The sequence below is a fragment of the Bradyrhizobium sp. CIR18 genome, assembly GCF_014198295.1.
Lineage (GTDB): Bacteria > Pseudomonadota > Alphaproteobacteria > Rhizobiales > Xanthobacteraceae > Bradyrhizobium.
In genome coordinates this window covers 19,264-38,451 of record NZ_JACIHF010000030.1, presented here as the reverse complement: position 1 = coordinate 38,451, position 19,188 = coordinate 19,264, and the positions used below count along the sequence as shown (strand labels likewise).

General features: G+C 58.9%; 7 protein-coding genes and 9 pseudogenes. 5 read left to right on the top strand and 11 right to left on the bottom strand.

Translation table 11 applies throughout. From position 1 onward, the window contains the following. Positions 1-64: 64 nt before the first annotated feature. The 4 genes and pseudogenes from GGD65_RS39475 to tnpC form a co-directional block, all read right to left on the bottom strand. Entirely contained in the window at positions 65-940 is an 876-nt protein-coding gene (locus GGD65_RS39475; RefSeq protein ID WP_183238703.1) for a transporter substrate-binding domain-containing protein, read from the bottom strand. 306 nt (positions 941-1,246) lie between these two features. Then, a complete protein-coding gene (locus tag GGD65_RS39470; RefSeq protein WP_183238702.1) occupies positions 1,247-2,974 on the bottom strand; it encodes a hydantoinase B/oxoprolinase family protein in 1,728 nt (575 codons plus the stop codon). Beyond that, a complete protein-coding gene (locus tag GGD65_RS39465; RefSeq protein WP_183238701.1) occupies positions 2,971-5,052 on the bottom strand; it encodes a hydantoinase/oxoprolinase family protein in 2,082 nt (693 codons plus the stop codon). Before GGD65_RS39465 ends, GGD65_RS39470 begins: the two co-directional genes overlap by 4 nt. Before the next feature lie 728 nt (positions 5,053-5,780). After that, positions 5,781-6,588, bottom strand: a pseudogene (gene tnpC / locus GGD65_RS39460) (IS66 family transposase); the annotation flags it as partial. 61 nt (positions 6,589-6,649) lie between these two features. Between tnpC and GGD65_RS39455 the strand changes: the two are divergent. Then, positions 6,650-7,649: pseudogene (locus GGD65_RS39455) on the top strand (IS110 family transposase). 142 nt (positions 7,650-7,791) lie between these two features. On the opposite strand, the pseudogene GGD65_RS39450 reads toward GGD65_RS39455, so the two are convergent. The 3 genes and pseudogenes from GGD65_RS39450 to GGD65_RS40680 all read right to left on the bottom strand — a co-directional run. Continuing rightward, positions 7,792-8,358, bottom strand: a pseudogene (locus tag GGD65_RS39450) (transposase); the annotation flags it as partial. A 259-nt stretch (positions 8,359-8,617) separates the two neighbouring features. Further along, positions 8,618-9,829, bottom strand: coding sequence for a group II intron reverse transcriptase/maturase (ltrA, locus tag GGD65_RS39445; protein ID WP_312017780.1), 1,212 nt, complete (start codon positions 9,827-9,829; stop codon positions 8,618-8,620). A gap of 446 nt (positions 9,830-10,275) precedes the next feature. Further along, positions 10,276-10,851 carry a reverse transcriptase domain-containing protein gene (locus GGD65_RS40680; RefSeq protein ID WP_246783587.1) on the bottom strand — a complete coding sequence of 192 codons (576 nt, stop codon included), beginning with the start codon at positions 10,849-10,851 and terminating at the stop codon, positions 10,276-10,278. Positions 10,852-11,658: 807 nt separating this feature from the next. On the opposite strand from GGD65_RS40680, the pseudogene GGD65_RS39435 reads away from it, so the two are divergent. Continuing rightward, positions 11,659-12,395: pseudogene (locus tag GGD65_RS39435) on the top strand (IS110 family transposase); the annotation flags it as partial. 394 nt (positions 12,396-12,789) lie between these two features. Here the strand turns inward: GGD65_RS39435 and GGD65_RS39430 are convergent. Next, positions 12,790-13,175, bottom strand: a pseudogene (locus tag GGD65_RS39430) (transposase); the annotation flags it as partial. 114 nt (positions 13,176-13,289) lie between these two features. On the opposite strand from GGD65_RS39430, the pseudogene GGD65_RS39425 reads away from it, so the two are divergent. Next, positions 13,290-14,175 (top strand): annotated as a pseudogene (locus GGD65_RS39425) (MFS transporter); the annotation flags it as partial. Beyond that, positions 14,173-14,540, top strand: a pseudogene (locus GGD65_RS41330) (aldehyde dehydrogenase family protein). The pseudogenes GGD65_RS39425 and GGD65_RS41330, both read left to right, overlap by 3 nt. A 209-nt stretch (positions 14,541-14,749) precedes the next feature. Here the strand turns inward: GGD65_RS41330 and GGD65_RS39420 are convergent. The 3 genes and pseudogenes from GGD65_RS39420 to GGD65_RS39410 form a co-directional block, all read right to left on the bottom strand. After that, positions 14,750-15,694 (bottom strand): transketolase family protein, encoded by a 945-nt coding sequence (locus tag GGD65_RS39420; RefSeq protein WP_183238700.1) that lies wholly within the window; start codon positions 15,692-15,694, stop codon positions 14,750-14,752. Between the two features lie 21 nt (positions 15,695-15,715). Next, positions 15,716-16,549, bottom strand: coding sequence for a transketolase (locus tag GGD65_RS39415; RefSeq protein ID WP_183238699.1), 834 nt, complete (start codon positions 16,547-16,549; stop codon positions 15,716-15,718). A gap of 1,052 nt (positions 16,550-17,601) precedes the next feature. Then, positions 17,602-18,498: pseudogene (locus tag GGD65_RS39410) on the bottom strand (IS481 family transposase). Positions 18,499-18,652: 154 nt separating this feature from the next. Between GGD65_RS39410 and GGD65_RS39405 the strand changes: the two are divergent. Beyond that, a pseudogene (locus GGD65_RS39405) lies at positions 18,653-19,144 on the top strand (tyrosine-type recombinase/integrase); the annotation flags it as partial. Between the last annotated feature and the right edge of the window lie 44 nt (positions 19,145-19,188).

The window sequence follows — 19,188 nt, the reverse complement described above, 5'->3', positions numbered from 1 at the left end:
TGACCCACAGGCCCTGCAAGAGCGCAGGCCAGTACTCCAAAACAGCCTTCACTGCGGTTGCGCCTTACTTGCAGCTAGGCTCGACATCGCTGGCTCTCTGAATCTTGGAGAGAGCACCCCACTCGATGTCGAAGCCGTCGAGATCACCGAAAGCCTCCTTCCAGTATTTCATGAGAAGATCCTTCATTACGCCATTGCCACGCAAAACATTGAGCTCCTTGTCGAAGGCGTCGCGGAAGGCCACGTCTTCCTTGCGGAAGAGCGCGCCGTACCCCAATGATGGCAACTGCTTGTCGAGGACGAATTCGAGGCCTTTCTGCTCCGGGTGGACGATGCCGACTTGAGACCCGAACAAGGCATCTGCCCGCCCACCGGTGACCGCCGCCACGCCAGCCGGAATGTCGGGAACGTTCACGAGCTGCTCGGACTTGATTCCCGCGCTCGATGCGAATTGCGTATAGTCCCCCCCAAAGCTAATCGCCACCTTGAGGTCGGGATTCTTTGCGATTTGGGTCACACCCGTGATGTGCTTCGGGTTTCCGCGCGCGACATACAACCCGTTCAGCGCTAGGAAATCGGGCCCCGAATAGGTTACCTGCTTGCAGTGCTCTTCCGTGTAAGCGAGGCCAGGGGCTACAAAGTCAACTTGACCGGCTTGCAGCGCAGGAATCTGGGCATTCCAATCCACAAGCACGCCCTTAAGCTCCGGCAAACCCATGCCCTTGAGCACCAGCCCCATCAGTTCAGGCACATAGCCAGCCGCTTTTCCGTCTGGCGATATCATTTGCCATGGAGGCACCGAGCCAAGAGCCATCTTGGGTTGGCCAGACTTGCGGATCGAGGCGAAAAGCGGGCCATCGTCCTGCGCGAGCGACGGATAGGCATTGCCGGCGAGTGCCATCACCGCAACTGCAAGTGAGAACTTCAATTGATTACGCATTTTGTCTCCTCCTTTTTAAAAAGCGTGTGTCAAGGACCGTTAAGCACAGCCTCTTCAGGGGTCATTCACGAAAAGGTCCCGCACCGTTTCGCGTATAACAAATTCGCTGTATCATATTTCACCGCCAAGCCCGCCCAATGGAGCTTGAACAACTGGTGTCGAAAGCTGATCGTTTTGACCGGGCTCCCCACGACCGAGACGACCCTCGGATGCCCATGCCGAAGCACCATCGATAAAGAACAGTGCTTTGCGGCGCCTCGGCGTTGACGCCGCCCCGTTGATCATAGTCTGATTGAGAAGCAGAAGCTAAGCTCTGCGGAGGTGCAAAGTCTTAGCTTCGTCGATGCTTCGTCCGTCTGATGCAATGGCCACGGCGTATTCCCGCTCGGCCGCTGCGACGCTCACAACGCCATCGCGCACGTCACGCAATACGCGTGATGGATCGCGGGTGCGGGGATCCCCGTAACCGCCCCCACCTGTGGTGAGCGCATGGTAAGTTGCGGGGCCCAACCGTTCGACTCCGTACTTCGTTGCTTGAATGGTCCTGCCATCGGTCAATGAGAGCGTAAGTTCTCCGCTGGCTCCTGCCTTGCCTCCTTCAATGCCGAACCCCGTCGGCGCACCGATGCCTTCATTGCGATAGGAATAGTCGGCTGTCGTGAACACTTCGACCTCGTACTCGGAACCTGTTCCGCCGCGAAAACGGCCGGGACCTGCGCTGTCACAGCGCAGTTCCTGGCGGTGGAAGCGCACCGGGAAGAGTTGTTCGTAGGTCTCAAGATTAGGCAAACGAATCCCGCCTAACGTATTCGGGCCGCCGATCAGATTAAAGCCGTCACGGCCTTCCACGGCCCCGCCGCCCGACGCGCCAGCCCAGTTGTACATGACGTAGCGGTCCCCACTGGGATATAGACCCGCCGTGATAGTGTTGATACCCTTCGACCAGCCCGCCGAAGCGCGCTCGGGCTGGACCTGTCCCAGCGCCTTCCAAACCGCGTGTATCATATCGCAGCCCACGAAATTTGTGTTCATCGTCATCGGCGCCGGCGGCCGCGCATTCACCAGAGTTCCTTCAGGCAACCGGATCTCGACACTGCGGAATGTCCCCTCGTTCTTGGGCAGATCCGCTTCGAAAAACGAGGCGAGCGCAACGAACACAGCGGACGTGCTGTTAGCGATCGAGCTGTTTTTGAAACCCCGCATCTGAGGCGAGGTCCCTTCGAAGTCGACGAGTAGGCCGGATTGACTGACGGTCAGGGTCACCGCTATCCGACTGTCAATCGGCTGAAAGCAATCGTGATCGACAACCTCTTCTGCTCTCCAGCTACCTGTGGGCAAGCGTGACAAGGACGCCCGGAACCTCCTGTCAGCATAGTCGAGTACGGCTTCAAAGAACTCGACCGCATGGTCAACTCCCACCTCTTCCACTAGCGCTGCGATGCGCTCAGTGCCAATGCGGGTTGAGCCGATCATAGCGCGCACATCCCCGTCGAGTGCCTCGGGCATGCGCGTGTTGATCAACAGCAGGCGCCACAGGTCTTCGCGCGTGCGGCCCCCTTCGATCAATTTAAGCACAGGCAGCCGGATGCCTTCATGGAAAATCTCTGTGGCTGCCGAATTGTATGTGCCAGCCGCACCGCCGCCAATGTCCACCTGATGCGCACGGTTACAAGCAAACGCAACAAGTTTGTCCCTCACGAAGACTGGTCGGGCGATCACCCAATCGGGCAAGTGATTACCGCCCGCTGTATAGGGGTCGCTCAGCAAGAACACGTCTTCCGGTGCGATTTCATCCTTGAAATCGCGCAGGATCGCGCGAACGGCGAATCCGCCCCCCCCAGTATGCATTGGGAGGCCATCGGCCTGACTGAGCAAAATGCCGCGACTGTCGGTAATGTAGCAGGAGAAATCGTGGCTTTGACTAAAGATGGGAGAGCGCGCGGTGCGCGTCATCACCCACCCCATTTGAAGCGAGATATGGTCCAACCTGTTTTGGACCAGTGCGAGCGTGATGGGGTCCAAGGCGAGATTCATGCGACAGCTCCGATATGGACCAGGAAGTCGTCGGCGGCATTCACTTCGACCAGGTCTTGGGGGCCAACAAATGCAGTCGTCGTGAGCTCTTCGATCAGCAGTGGTCCGTTCAGTTTGCAACCCGGTCGGAGGTGCTCTCCGTCATATACCGGTATGTCCTGCCAGCCATGCGTTGAATCAATCCAAACTGGACGTTTCTGTCGAGGCACAGGAGCGCCTTGTTGTGGCGATCGAGCTGGAGGGAGCGACCACTCCAAACTGCCGCGCCCGACGACATGCAATGCCGTAATTTGGAGACGGCCGCCTGGTTGAATGTGCCCAAATAAGCGCTGATGCTCGGCTTCGAAGGACTCTCGCACTGCCGCGGGATCAAAACGATTCGCGCTTAAGACGACGCGCACGGGCCATTGCTGCCCCGCGTAGCGAAGATCAAGCTCCCGCTGGATCGCCCCCTTGTCGGCAAACCCTTGGCGGACCAGGGCGTCGCGTGCTCTAGTCTCTAGCTGACCAAAACCTGCTTCGAGCGCTGAGCGACTGACCGCGTCCAGATCCGCAACAAACACCTGCAGATAATCCTGCCGCACGTCAGATTGCAGGGTGCCCATCGCGCAGAAAGCACCCGCGGCGCGCGGCAGCAAAGCCTGCTCGCATCCGAGAGCGCGAGCGACTGCGGTACCATGCATTGGACCGGCGCCGCCAGCGGCCACCAACGTGAAACTAGCGGGATTATGCCCGCGCTCAATACTGAGCCGCTCGACCGCGTGAAGCAAATTTTGCTCCAAGAGGCGGATAACACCGGCAGCAGCTTTTTCGATCGAAAGGCCCAGCGGGCGAGCAAGTTTCGTTTCAATCGCTCGCCGCGCCAAATCGAGATCGAGCGTTACTGCACCGCCTGCCAGCTTGCCCGGACGCAATCTTCCGAGCACTAATTGCGCATCGGTCACCGTTGGCTCGTCGCCACCAAGTCCGTAAGCCGCAGGCCCCGGCTGCGCGCCAGCACCCTTCGGACCGACATTTAACAGACCAGCACCATCGACCCAGGCAATAGTGCCCCCGCCAGCACCAACTGTATGGATCTCCACAGACGGAGTCGTGAGATAATAGCCGTCGATGACCAACTCATCGCTGAGCGGCACGTCACCTCGCGCCATCACCATCACATCGCAGCTCGTGCCGCCAATTTCCATGGAAATGAAGTTCGCAGCGTCTTTCGATGGAGCGCACCCTCTAAGCGCACCAACAGCCGCCGCAGGTCCAGACAAAACGAGCATCACCGGGCGGCTGGCGACCTCGGTTACCGAGACGGCGCCACCGTTGCTCTGCAGCATGAGTAGCGAGCGTTGGAGGCCGAGCTCGCGGAGCCGCTCGTCGAGAGCCCTGAGATAGCGCGTAACTTTGGGGGCGACGTAGGCATTCACCACAGCCGTCGAGCCACGCTCATATTCGCCCATCGTCGGCATGATCTCGCTCGAAAGCGAGATCCAATCGCCACCCCAACTCTTTGCCAAAGCCTCGCGCGCTTCGCGCTCGTGTTTGCCATCGAGGAAGCTGTTGAATAGGCACACCGCGACCGATTCAACCTCTTCTTCCTTGAAAATAGCTGCAGCCCGCGCAACGTCCTCGCTCGCCAGAGGCGTCAGCTCAGTGCCATCAGCGGCAATGCGTCCGCCGACCGGCTGGCGCAAATAGCGCGGGACTAAAACGGGCGGAAACGGAGTACGGTGGTCCCATTGGTTTTCACGGAAGCCGCGACGGATCTCCAAAGAGTCTCGGAATCCTTCGGTGGTAAGCATCCCAACCCGCGCACCCTTCTTTTCCAAGATCGTGTTGGTCGCGACCGTCGAGCCGTGCACAAACAAAGAGCAGCCCCGCAACAGCGAGGAAAGCGGCACGTCGAGTTCAGCCGCGGCCAAGCGGAGAACGTTCAGCACTCCCTCACTGGGATCGACCGTGATCGACGGAGCCTTGAAAATCCGCACATGGCCCGCTGCGTCGCGCAAGACCATGTCGGTGAAAGTGCCGCCCACGTCAACGCCAATGCGCCATGGGGCCACTATGGAGGAGGCACTACCGGTCATTGCTGATCTTCTCTGTTTTTGACAACCGCTTCGGGACAAGCGAGTGGGCATTGAGTGGTCGGACAGGCGTCGCGCCACTGCCTGACATGCTTCGCGCAGAGGTGGGCATAAATGAATTCTCGATGGCTCGCTTTAGGTAGCTGGTTTCAGTAATGGCTCGGCTCGCAGCAGCCTGCATCCGGTTTCCCGCTCCAACAAACTTCACATATTTGATGCATCATATTTTAGGGCCCAACGCACGTCAAGCCCAGAGTACGCTTTGGCGCGGGAGTGGATGGCCGGTTCCGGTGAAAAAAGGTCTCAGTAGTTGGCCCAACCCCGATCCGGCCGAGTAGCTTTGCTGCTTTCTATGGGGCTGAGGGGAGCTATCGGCCGAATCTGGTGACGAAAGGGATCAGGCGGCAGCGGCTTGAGCTTGGGATGTGACCTTGATTCCGCCGGTGGATCGGACACCGAGGATGAGTCAACTGACTATGAACATCGAGAGGACGCCGGCTTCTCTGAGCGGTTTCCGCAAGCCTGGAGATTACGCGTCACTGGACTTGTTGAAAAGAACGCCGCTCGAGCGCACGATGCGAACACGAACAGTAGCGAATGCGCTTTCAATAACAGTAGTCATGCGTAGATGCTTCTAATGCTCGGCCGAAAGATCGTACGCACACGGGCAAGGCCGCGGGATTGTTGCACGCGCGCGAGCGCTGGCGGGTTTATGATGTGGCGTGAGAGGTTCAGGCGGCCTGCTGATCGGCGGGATTTTCGGCTTGACGCAGGCGCTTCCATTCCCAGGGCAGCAGTTCGTGCAGTCGCGAGGCGGGAAGATCGGCGATGCGTGCGAGGACGTCGACGAGCCAGGTTCGGGTCGACGTCGTTGAGGCGTGCGGAGGCGATGAGGGTGAGCATGACGGCGGCGCGATCGGCGCCGCGCTAGGAGCCGGCGAAGGTCCCGTTACGTCTGCCCAATGCGATGCCACGCAACGCTCTTTCGGCCGCGTTGTTGCTGACGCAGATCCTGCCGTCGTCAAGGAAGCGGGCGAAGTCGTCCCAGCGCCTGAGCATGTAATTCATGGGCTTCAGGACCTCGGAAGAGCGCCAGAGGGTTTCGCGCTCACGCAGCAACCAGGCGTGCATGTCGTCGAGGAGTGGCTTACTCTTCTCCTGGCGCACGGCACGCCGCTCGTCCGCACTGCGGCCGTTGATGGCGCGCTCGATCTCGAACAGCGCGTCGAGGCGCCTGACCGCCTCCAACGCGATCGGGGAGACCGGTTTGCCTTTCTGGCCTTCCCGGACGGTTTTCTCGATGTCAGCCAGTTCGAAGAAGCCCGGCCGCGCATGGGCGAAGCAAAATGCCGGCGTGATCGGCAACACCTTCTTCTGCGGGTCGAACAGCGGCTCGAAGCCATTGTAGCAGTCGGCTTGCAGGATGCCGGTGAAGGCGGCCAGATGATTCTGCGGATGCTGGCCGCGTCGGTCGCTCGAGGCGTAATAAACCGCCGCCGGCGGCGCAGGTCCGGCGAAGGGGCGGTCATCGCGGACATAATGAGATGGACGGTCCCCGCCCCTGATAAGCTCCGAAAGCACCGAAGAAGGAAGACAAGCTATGCCTATGATGACAATCGGGCTCGATATCTCGAAAAGCTGGCTTCAAATCCACTGGATCACAGAGGATGGGGAAATTGTCCGCAGGAAGCTTGCCCGAGGGAAGGTCCTCGATTTCTTTTCACGGCTTCCAAGTTGTCAGTCTTGAGGCATGCGGCGGTGCGCTCATCATTGGGCTCGTGAACTGATCAACCTCGGACACAAAGCACGTCTTATGCCGGCCCGTTACGTAAGAGCCTATGTGAAGACAAATAAGCACGATGCTGCTGATGCAGAAGCGTGCTGGGAAGCCGTCCAACGGCCTGGCATGCGTTTTGTCCCCGTAAAAAGTGCCGAACAACAGGGAATTTTAATGCTACATCGCACGCGTGATTTGCTTACTAGACAGTGCATGGGCGCGATAAATGCACTGCGCGGTCATTTGGGCGAGCTGGGGATCGTGACCGGAAAGGGAAAAGCAAACGCGAGAGAGCTCATGGCACTTGTCGACGTTGACGAGCGCATTCCACAAAGCGCACGCCGCGCTCTCTCAATCCTTGTCGATCAGATCAAAGACCTTGAGCTAAATATTGAAAGCTACGAGAAGATGATCCTCGCAACCGCGAGAGACAACGAGGTTTGTCGCCGCTCATGAAGGTGACGGGCATCGGCCCATTTGCCGCCACCGCCCTGGCGGCGTCTGTCGATCATCCACAACATTTCGCTTCGGAAAGGCATTTCGCCGCCTGGCTTGGATTAGCACCAAGCAGCATTCAACTGGGGGTAAGGAGCGTTTGGGCGGCATCAGTAAGCGCGGCGACGGATATATTCGCAAATTGTTGATACATGGCGCCAGAGCAGCCGTTCATCACGTCCGTATCCATCAGGTTACAAATACCTGGATAACAGAGTTGCTAGGCAGACGTCCCTTCAACGTCGTGACGGTGGCGGTCGCTCACAAAACTGCCCGGATCGCTTGGGCGATCATGGCCAATGGTGAAGGGTACCGCGCGCGAGCATAAGTCGAGTACGGTTCCGTTTGCGAGGGCAATAGCAGAGTGTTGGCAACCGGTCGGACCGGGGTCGGCTAAGCCCGTTGGACCTATCGAGTCTCCAGCTCGCCAACGTAATTGGGCGCTGATCCGCGGATCTCATCAAGGCTCATAGGTAGGTCCAGATGCGCCCGGTCGAACTTACCTTTGCCAGGATGCGGATGGTGGTGTCGTCGCCATGCAGGGGCTCGGCCGCGAGCACATGACGCTCGATCAGGTGGAAGAACGGCATGACGGCGAAAGTCCCGTGGCCGACCTGGTCGGCCAGCGTCGACAAAGCCAGATCGATCCTCTCGCACTTGAAGCGCGCGCTCTGATGGTTGAGCGGGATGTGCATGCCGAACTTGTCGAACAGGATCGTCGCCGGCAATTGCGGGCCGATGAAGCCGCGCGGCGTGGCATGGAACGGCGCCGGCGGCTGGCTGATCTTCTCGCAATCGCCGCAGGTGAACTTTTCGCGCACCGTCTCGATCAGCTTGAACCGGCGCGGGATCTCTTCCAGAGTCTCGGTCACATCCTCGCCCAGCTTCAACAGCCGCGATCCGCCGCAGCAGGCGCAGGTGGTCGGAGGCTCGATGACGACGCGCTCGCGTTCGATATTCACTGGCCAGGGCTTACGCACTCGCCGCTTGCGCGTGAAGGCGCGCACGCTCTGGGTCTTCGCCGCCGTGGCCCCTGCGCGGTCGAAAGGTAAATCCCAGAAAGTCGAATGACTGACTGGCACGGCTACCCGGGCGATTGCTGTCTTTGCAGTAGACGATCGTGGTCTTGTCGGGATGCGTTTCGAGTTCGCATTCCTCAAACCTTGCTTGCAGCGCCGCCTTGATGACTTCCGCTTCAGCCTTGGTTCGGCAATGAACGAACCGTCGAGTCGCCCCGGGGAGTTTCACCCCCAGGCGCTCACAGATCCGGACGTGAAGTCTTCGCTCATCCGGCTCTTACCGTCCAGCCGCCGTCTTGTGCAGCATAGGCCAATTGGCCAACAGCGTGGGGGTGCGGCAAGCAATGTCCCCTACCCAGTGCTCTGCCGGTCTTCGATGTCGCCGCAGACGTTTGTATTTCGACACCGCCCATCGCGCGAGACATCGGTCGGGATGGCGTAGTGTCGGGTAAAGCGCCGACTTGTAGTACCGACCATAGTAGTTCATCCAACTTCGAATGATCGGGTTGAACATCCTCGCCAGGTCGTCGATCCTCTTATCCACCCGGCAGTAGTTGCCAGGCACGGATTTCCTGTCGGATTGCTTTCGTCGCGGCATTGCTGACACCGGGGCTGAAGTTGAGGAAGTGCTTCGCCCAATGGTTCTTCGACCGACGGGCGCGGAACGTGTAGCCCAAAAAGTCGAATTTCTGTTCAGCTCGCCGGTCGTCATCCTTACAATAGACGATCTTCGTCTGTCTGGATGAAGCTCCAGTCCGCATTCGGCAAAGCGCTTCGCAAGCGCCTCCTTCAATTCTGGTGCCTGCCGCTCACTGTCGCAATGGCAGAGAATATCATCGGCATAACGCTCGAACGGGATGCTTGGATGATTTCTTCGCATCCACATGTCGAACGCATAGTGGAGAAAGAGATTCGCCATCAGCGGTGATACCACCGATCCCTGCGGCGTGCCCTTCTCAAGGGGTTCAGGGGTGCCGTCTTCCAGTTGAACGGCAGCTTTAAGCCACCGTTCCATGTACAACAACGCCCAAGCGCAGTCCGTATGCTTCCGAATCGCCTTGAGCAAAAGCTCATGCGATATCGAGTCAAAATATGCCCGAATGTCGAGATCGAGCACGAAGGGATGCCGCCAGCATCGCCGGCGAGCAACCCCAACGGCATCGAGCGCCGATTTTCCGGGTCGATATCCGAACGAGTCTGGATGAAAGTGTTTCTCCAAATCCGGCTCCAGATATCCTTTGGCGACCGCCTGAGCAACGCGATCCGACACCGCAGGAATTTCTAGCGGCCTCTTCCCGCCGGCGCGCTTGTCGATCTGCACACGCTTGACCGGCGGTGGAAAGTAGCTGCCCGAAGACATTCGATTCCAGAGCTTGTACAGATTGCTCTGCAAGTCTGCCTCGAACACCTCGATCGACTGCTCGTCCACACCGGCTGCGCCGATTTGCTTTAACCGTTTGTACGCCTCCCAAACCCAGCGCTTGGGGATGTCATACGGCTTTGCCTTGACCCAAAAGAGTCCTCCCGTTTCCGGTTGTTATTCCAATCAAGCGGGACACTGCCGTGCCTTCGCTCCGCCACCATTACAGTGTCTTCGTCACTACTACACAGGCCTCCGTCCCTGCGTCGCGCATTGGTACTCAGACTCTTGTGGGCTTCCACTTGAACCATTCCCTTGGCATCGCGATACTGGTTCCCACGTTCCGCACAGAAGACTGAACCGAGGTCACGTCACCTCGCCTGCCGGATGCCGCCTGAGCCGTAAACAGGTATCGCTCAGACTGATCCCAAGATAACGACTACCCCTTGATTTTGACGTCTTCCCTACGCTTTCGACAGTCTTCGGTGGTTCGCTTGCGCTCGTCTCCTGGATCCTTACCTGACAGGGTCTTGCTCTGCCTTTTCCGGTCTCGCTCACCACCTCGACCATTGGGCTCAAGCAGCAGCCGGTGGTTTGAACCCTGATCCTGCAACCCGAGTTCGAGGGGCACCCCCCCATCTTCTGTGCAGCAAGGCTGCTCCAAGGTGCTCTACATCACACCTCCTTCGCGCCGTCGCATCGGCATATCGCACGACGATCATATCGCCCTTTGCCTGGCGCGTACGCCACTGCTCGACCCAGAGATCGTAGACGTAGTGGAGGTACACATTCGCGAGTAGTGGGGATACCACTGATCCTTGCGGAGTGCCCTCCGTCGTCTCGAGCAGTCGGCCGTCTTCCAGCACACCCGCCTTCAGCCATTTACGGATGAGGCGGATGATGCGCTTGTCGCCGATGCGGTGTTCCAGAAACTGGACCAGCCAGTCTTGGTTCACACTTCCGAAAAAGTTTTGCACGTTGGCGTCAAGTATCCAGTTCACCTTCCGCGTGGGGATCGCTACCGCCAGGGCGTCCAACCCATCATGTGGGCCTCTACCGGGTCGAAACCCGTATGAGAAGCCGACGAAGTCGCCTTCGTAGATGGCATTGAGCACCATGACGGTCGCGCCCTCCAAGGCAGCGATCGCCAACGCTCTCTCCCGGCCGTCATACGTCCGACGGGACGGCTGTGACGGTACGCTCCTCCGTGGACCCCGCCGGTGCGGATTCGCAAGCCGAGGCTCCAGATCTGTCTCGAAGTCCTGCCATGTCACACCATCCACGCCGGGGGCTGCTTTGCGCTTGAGCGCGTAGAAAGCCATACGGAGCGTGTCTGTGTTGATATGGTGGAGAAGCGCGGTTAACCGCTCCTTCTTCCTCTGCCTTGCGGCTTGCCGTACGCGATCAAGCTCTTGGATCACACGATTCCGGCCCTATGTCCGGAGTGTGCTTTGCTGTCTCCCGTTTCCCTTGGTCCCCGCCCTTCGCTCCATCGCCTCCGCCACCGTACCTCCGGCGTTGTTCGGTGACTTCATAGCTACTATGGCGGAGTCAGACCTCTCCTGATCGTTCATCGGCGGCTACAGCTCCTCGCCTTCCCCCGCGGACCAGGCTGCTTCCACGAGCATCTGGCCGACCAAGAGAGCTCCCGGTTCCCGTACAAGAAGCTTCTGCACATGCCAGGGTCTGTGACCACTCCGAGACGACCGGGCGCTCGCGATATCGCGCCCCTTCGTGTTGCCTTCCGCTCAGTTGACAGCGTCGGCTCTCGGGAAAACATTCTTTCGCGGCTCGATGGCTGGCCTATGCGCTCCCTGCCGACGCTTCGCCGACATCCTCGCGGACGCCTGCGCACGGCTCGGGGCCGATGTGGATCGCTACTCCTTCATCGCAGTGGACTTCCACCACTTACTCCTTGCCGGTCTCCCCGGCGCACCAACTGTAATGCTAATACGTCCGTCCGCCCCTTTAACAAGGGACAGAAGAATGACTTCAATGATGCCGATGCGATTGCCGAAGCCGTGCAGCGCCCGACGATGAAGTTCGTCGCGACCAAGACCGCGGAGCGGCTGGATCTGCAAGCGTATAGGGAGCGCGAGCAATTGGTGTCGCCCCGGCATCATCAACCAGATTCTGGCCTTCATGCTGTAGCGTGGGATCGCCATGCGACAGGGCATCGGCTTCCTACGCAGGGAACTGCCACCATTCTTGCGACGCGCACCGATGCGCTGTCGCCGCGCATGTTGCGTGTCATCGTGGAGTTGGTAGTCGACTGGTGCCGGCTGGATCAGCGTATCGCTGGCCTATCCGAAGAGATCGAAGAAATTGCCCGTCAAGATCAGGCATGTTCGCGCCTGATGACGGCGCCTGGCATCGGGCCGATCATTTCGAGTGCCATGGTGGCCGCAATCGGCTCGGGAGACGTCTTCTCCAAAGGCCGCGACTTCGGCGCCTGGCTGGACTGGCGCCCAAAAAGATCTCGACTGGAGACCGAACGATCCTTGGCAAAGTCTCGAGGCGTGGCAATCGCTACCTGCGCGTTCTATTCGTGCAGGCGGCGTCCTGGGTTGTGCTGGTCAGGATAAAGAACTGGGAACGTTACGGGCTCACATCCTGGATCGAAGCCGCCAAGAAGCGGCTACACCACAATGTGCTCGCAATCGCGCTCGCCAACAAACTTGCCCGCATCGCCTAGGCGGTGCGGGCCAAAGAACGCGTCTTCGAGCTGACGCTCGAGTGATTCCACACCTGATCGTCCACGCCCACACCGACAAACGAGCGGAATAACAGTCGAACTCCAGCCCCAAGCGACTCGATCAAGCAGAGCCGCTTACGGCTGAGCGCCCGGACGCTGGACTTCGAAGGTGCCCACGGTAGGAGGCAGGGCCAAAGACGACGGTTGATCAAGCTCTCATGCGCGGATTGGCTACCGCATGGCCGGGTTTCGTCTTGGGGCTGCCTCGGTTTAGGGGGCGAGCGTCGGCAATGCCGGCTCATAACAGGCCACGAGGATTCCCGACCGCGCCCTGCCTCCTGCCCTGCGCACCGATATGGTCGAGCAGCGCTCTGCAGGCGGCCGGCCCGAGTTGTACTTGACGAGCGATCGCCCACAGGCAGCCGACCATCTCCGTGCAATGGCGGTGGTGACGGTCACCTTGGGTTTGCCGGCCGTCGACAAGCGGCGATAGCGGGCGCACAGCCTGACTGGGCCTTCCAGGCGATATCGCGGTAGCTTGAGGCAGGCGCTCGTTACGGTCATGGAGCTTGCGACTGACGCGGGCTTGGCCAGAGCATTGCCAGCCTTGGTGATGTTGCCGCGTCGGATGGTTGCGCCGCTGGAATGTTCCGACGCAAGGAGGCCGAGAAAGGCCATCAACTGGCGAGGATTGTCAAAACGAGAGAAGTCGCTTACGGCCGCGATGAAGGCGACGCCGCGCATGGCCTGCACGGCCTCTACGAATGGCGTCGTCGACCATTGTGGCCCACATGCTGCCCGCCCAGGCGATATTGGTGCCCGCATCGCGCTCAAAAGGCACTTGCGCATCCTATCGGGGGACTCAGTCAGTTCGACGTCCACGCGCGAGCCGATATGACTGATTCATCCAAGCAGATATTCAGCGCCGAGGGCATCACCGCGCCTCTGCGCATTTCACATTTCGGCGCGTCTGGCTCGGAAGCCTAGTGTCTAATTTCGGCATTGCGATCCAGGGCGTCGGCGCGGGTTGGGCAATGACTCAGACGATCACCTCGGCGACAAAGTCGCGCTGGTGCAGACCGCACCGATGCTCCCTGTCAAGCTGATCGCGAGCCCGCCGGCGCTGCCGATATGTATGATCGGCGTGTCGTGGCACTCGTTTCACTCTTGATCTCGCTGATCGGTGCAATTGCGCTAGTGCACTCGCGTGGCCTGGCTTGATCACCCGGAATACACTCCTGGCGCTATGCGTTATCGTCGGCAGCGGGATGGCGCTGATGGGACTGGCCTAGCAGTCCTCAGTGAACGAGCAGGCGCCCTCGGAAGCATTGCCTACGGCGGTCGCCCTCAATGGATCAGCTAAAACGTTGCGCGCGCCGCGGTCCTGGCGTTCGCCGTCCCAGTGGCTGCATTCGCACTAAATGCGCTGCTTATCTGCGGTTGATGGCGGCACTGCTCCTGTGGAAACGGGTCGCAGAATGCTCGCGTTTGCCGCCTGAAAGGCTCGGCAGCGCGATCATTTCCGGCGCGCGCTACATAAGCAACTCGCGAGCGATCAAAGTCGTGTTGACAGGCGCCCTGGTGATCGGCGCCATTGGCGGCGCGGTGATCGCGCTGATGCCCGCTGGTCACGCGAGATCTCCTGCATGGCGCCCCCCAAACCTACGACGTTATGCTAGGAGCCGTTGGCCCGCGAGCGGTTATCGGCGCGCTCAACATCACGGAGATACGCAAGCGGAAGTGTGGCGAGGCTGCGATCCGGAACTATCCGCTCCAGATGACGGGCCGTTCTGTTCCGCCACCACTCGCTATGGGTAATGCGATTGTCATCAAGCCGGCCGAGGACACATCCTTCACGACGCTTGCGATGGCGAAGCTCGCCGAGGAGGCCGGCTTCCCGCCGGACGTATTCAACGTCGTCTCGGCAAAGAAGTGGGCGCAGCGCTTTCGGTTAACCTCCGTATTGGGCATATCAGCTTCACCCTATCGCGCGAGGTCGGCCGCCTGGTCCAAATCCGCCGCCGGAAACATTATTCCTGTCACACTCGAACTGGAAAATCGCCCCAAGTCGTCTTCTCGGACGCATTTCTGGAAGATGCGGGTGCCACGATCGTCACCGGCATCGTGGGCAACGCAAAACTCTAGTTCCGGGCGGTCCAAAGTTCGGTGTCGCTGCACGTTGGGCCAGACTCTAAGTCCATCTGGAGGAAATACGCCGGTGGCCAGCGCAGTTTACGAGATAAAGGTTTGAGAAAGAGGTTTCGAAGTACACATGCTAAAATCTTTAACTCCGCGATGGGCCAGCACAACAGTCTACCGGACAGAAATTTTCTCAACGACGCATCGATCGGAGCCTATTCATCTCGTGACGGCCGCGCGGGGATAGACGCAGCGGTCAGGATGGCGTTAGCGAGCGCCGGACCGCGAAGGCCAAAGTTAACGCTGGCCTGCTGACGGTCGCCGTAACTCATGGCGGGTTCAAACCTGGTGCCGATACGAGTCGTAGGCTGGAGTATCTTCGCGTCGGCCAGAGTCTCGATGACCATACTCCCTAGTCCACCATCCCGATGATGCTCCTCAACGACGATGATTTGGGTAGCCCGTTGAGCCGCATCGCAGAGAGACTCAGAATCAAATGGCCTGAGCGTCGAAAAATGAAGCACTTCTGGATTAAGACCTCCCTGGACTAGCAACTCCTCAATGTCAGATATAGCTGAACTCACAAGTCCCGTGCATACGATCAACGCTCCTTTACCATGCCGCAGACGGCAAGCACGCCCCATCTGACCAATTGGACCTCGGTCAGTTTCATGGGCGCCATAACTTAAACGTATGTATAGCGGTCCGTCCCACTCTGTCGTCGATAAGAGCAGGTGCTTCAACTCCTGACAGGTTCGAGGGACGCATATCCCGATGTTCGGGACTTGACGAAGTAGAGCAAGGTCTTCAAGGGCCATGTGCGTGACGCCAAACGCAGAATAGTCCAGGCCACCTCCGAATGCGACAATGCGCACGCGAAGTCGCTGGAAGCCTATGTCGATGAACAACTGTTCGAATGCTCTTCTCGTAATGAACGCCGCAACGATTTGGACATAGGGAATCAGGCCCCCGCTTGCCAAGCCGGCCGCCATACCAGCCACATATTGCTCTGCCACGCCCTCCATAAAAAAACGCTGCGGAAAAGCGGACTCGAATTCCGTCATCGCATTCATGGCATAACTTAGATCGGATCCGACAAACACAATTCGGCTATCCTGTGTCGCCAGCCTCTGGAGCGTCTTACTGAATGTGTCACGCATGATCGACCTGCCAATCTGCATTCAAAATAGAGATGGGATCGCGCTGAGTGATTGCACTTGCCTGTAATGCCATTCAGCATTTCCTTCGAACTCTCCTAATCCCTTTCCCTTTTTCGTCTCGCAGATGATGACTCTCGGAAGCGGACTAGACAACGGAACCAGCAATGCCTCCCGAATAGCGGGACGGTCGTGTCCATGCACATGACGAACGTTAAAGCCAATTTCACGCCAGAGTGCTGGCATATAAGGCATCGGCAGTACTTTCTCTGCTGGTCCGCTACTTTGCTGACGGTTCCGATCTACCAATACGGTAAGGTTTGCTAGCCGATGCTTCACAGCATGGAACGCCGCCTCCCAATTTGAACCCTCATTTAGCTCTCCATCGCCAACCAGCACATAGACGCGAAAATGCTTCTGAGTTATCCCTGCGGCTAGAGCCATACCGACGGCTATTGGCAGCCCATGGCCGAGCGCTCCCGTGGTGGCCTCGATGCCCAGCGAGATGTTCCGCTCCGGAAGGCCGCCGAGCGGCGCGCCCGCTGAACAATAGCGATCCAGCAATTCAGGTGAGATTAGGCCCTTATGCTCGAGCACGGCATAGAGGGCGAGGCATCCGTGCCCTTTGCTGAGAATGAATCGGTCGTGATCGTCGCTTCCCGCGGCACCTTGGGGCAGGCGGAGACATTCGTCGTATAGCACAAGAAGAATTTCAATTAACGAAAACGCGGGACCGATATGTCCGCCAACCCGTTGTTTCGCGAGCGCTTGCAAAATTCTCCGGCGTATAGCCTTTGATCGGGCATCAAGATCAGGGCCTTTTGCTGGCGCCTGGTCGACCGTGGTGGCTTGCTTCATATCGCCTCGCTTGATATCGTGTCAGGCGACTATCATTACTTCTCTACTTTTCCCGTGCACCTACCTTTCCTGATGGGCTGATCTCCGGCAGTCGAGGTCAGTGCCAGCCGGTCATGGTCTTTTCAGGCTGCTCGACGATTATCCTCCGAGCAGCATTCCTACGAAGAAGCGTGGTAGCAGTTCCGGGTAACTGCGTCTCACCCTGGCTCCCATCACTTCGGAGCAAGGTGGTGGCGGCGGAATTGAATGGTAAGGAATTGAAATAGCCTGTTGGCATCCGAGGTCACCGTTGGAAAATAGTTCTTCGCACAAGGAGTTCGACTTTCGCTTCGATGCTGCGGAGATATGATCAGAACCGCGGTCTGAAGCGTACTAGTGATGAGAGGACACCGAGAAGTAAGTCGATTGCCATCTGTTTCGCGCGTGGTGTATTTTGTCCACGAAAAGTGCGCGAGCATTACGCGAAATGTGGTATTTGGCACGGCGTAGGCTTGAGATTGCAAACATTCGAGGGCCGAGGCATCGAAAGCTTGAAATTGTCGTCTCGCCGAGGTGTGTGCCACTTGAGGGTTTTCCTTAACGGGGGATGTCCGAGTTTTGTGTATCAGATTTCTGTGAATGTGGAAGTTGGTGTTTAAGACGTTGAAGCGTGGCATGGACGGAATGGCCGACAACTCTGGTTGCCCAGACCGAGCGGTCAAGCCCCGCAGTGGCGCAGGCGCGGAGTCGTGAGTCTGGCGGTCGCCGTGCTAGCAAAGCGCAGTGAGTTTCCGAGCCACGGCGTCCGCGGCGACTGATGACCGCGCCGGGCGCGGATCCGCTCCGCACGAAAAGAAGCATGCAGAGGACCGGTCCGCCTTGGCCGCTGCCCAGGCTGCCTTGACCATGGCGCGCGCCTGACTGCGGCCGATCTTGGCTCACCAGCTTCTGCGAACTGTTGAACCGGCTGATGTCGCCAAGATCCCGGCTGACGAACAGTGTGGATTACCTGCGGGCGCCTAGGTGTTTAGTCCCGGCATTTGGTGGAGCGGGTTGAGTTTGAATCGTTCGGGCTAGGAAGTCTAGCACTTGCAGATGTATTCGTAGGGTGTGAGGCCCTTCAGGTCTTCAGCCGCCGAGCGTAGTCGTAAGCGGCGATGAAGTCGGCAAGGTGAGCTTCGAGCTGATCGTGTCGGTCGTAATGGTAGCGTTGGAGGGTCGCTTCCTTGATCGTGCGGTTCATGCGCTCGACGGGCCATTGGTCCAGGGATGCTTGATCTTGGTCAGCCGACGTTCGATCCCGGCTTCCTGGCATCGCATATCGAACATATGCGTCACGTATAGCTTGACGGGGAAGGTTTAGGCCAAGCGACCATGGTCAGATTCCGCGGTGAACAGATTGATGACCATCACTGCCGTGAACTGGATCCCATTGTCGGTGAGCACCGTGTGGACTTGTAGGGGACGGCCGCGATCAGAGCTTCGAGAAAGGCCGAGGGCTGAGGTCCTTCCCGTCTTCCTGACCAGTTGCACGAAGGCGAACTTGCTGGTGCGATCGATTGCGACGTAAAGGTAGAGCTTGCCTTCAGCGGTCTGGAGCTCGGCAATGTCGATGTGGAAATAGTCGATCGGATGGGCCTTGAACTTGTTCTTCGAGGGCTTGCCGCCTTCGACCTCCTGCAATCGGCTGATGCCGTGGCGCTGGAGGCAGCGATGCAGGGATGACCGCATCAGATGCGCGATGGTCGGCCGCAGCGCATAGAGGCAATCGTCAAGTGGCAGCAGCGTGTGTCGCCGGAAAGCGACGATGATCGCCTCCTCCTCAATGGAGAGGACAGTCGACTTGGCCTCCTTAGGGGCAGTCGAGCGATCGGCGACAGTGTCGCGCTGCTTCCACTTCGCGACAGTCTTCTGATTAATCCGTAGCGCTTGGCGAGACCTCCCAGAGCTGCGCGACCGCGAGATTTTATTGCCGCCCAAGCGGGATAAGGCGGGTGCGCCCGCCTACGCGGGCCACAATGACTACGGCTTAGAAGTCGGCCGTGAACAAGGCTCTAAGCGATTGATCGGGAATCTGTTTTTCCGATCCGGGAAGCCCAACCCCCTTTAGACAGGAGGTTTCCGATGGCTGAGATCAGCCCACTTCGCCGTCGCATGATCGAGGACATGGCGGTCCGCAATCTGTCACCGGCGACGCAGCAATCCTACCTCAACACCGTAGCGAAGTTGAGCCGATATTTCGGTCTTGTCCGGACCGCCTTGACCTGAGGATATCCGTGCCTTCCAGGTTCATCTGCTAGCGACAGGGATGTCCTGGCCGGCGCTGAACCAGATCGTCTGCGCGCTGCGGTTCTTCTACGGTGTGACGCTTGGTCATGACGCCGTTCCGGAGCGCATCGCCTATGCTCGTAAACCACGCAAACTGCCGGCCGTGTTAAGCGCCGACGAAGTCGTTCGCTTCTTGGAAGCAATCCCGAGCCAGAAGAGCCGTACCGCGTTGACCACCGTCTATGCCGCAGGCTTACCGTATCGAAAGTGGTCCTCCTGAAGGTTGTCGACATTGATAGCCAACGGATGTTGATCCGGGTCGAGCACGGCAAGGGCGGTAAGGACCGTTAGGTTATGCTCATGTCAACGGCCCGCAGGCCGAGGCGCACCAA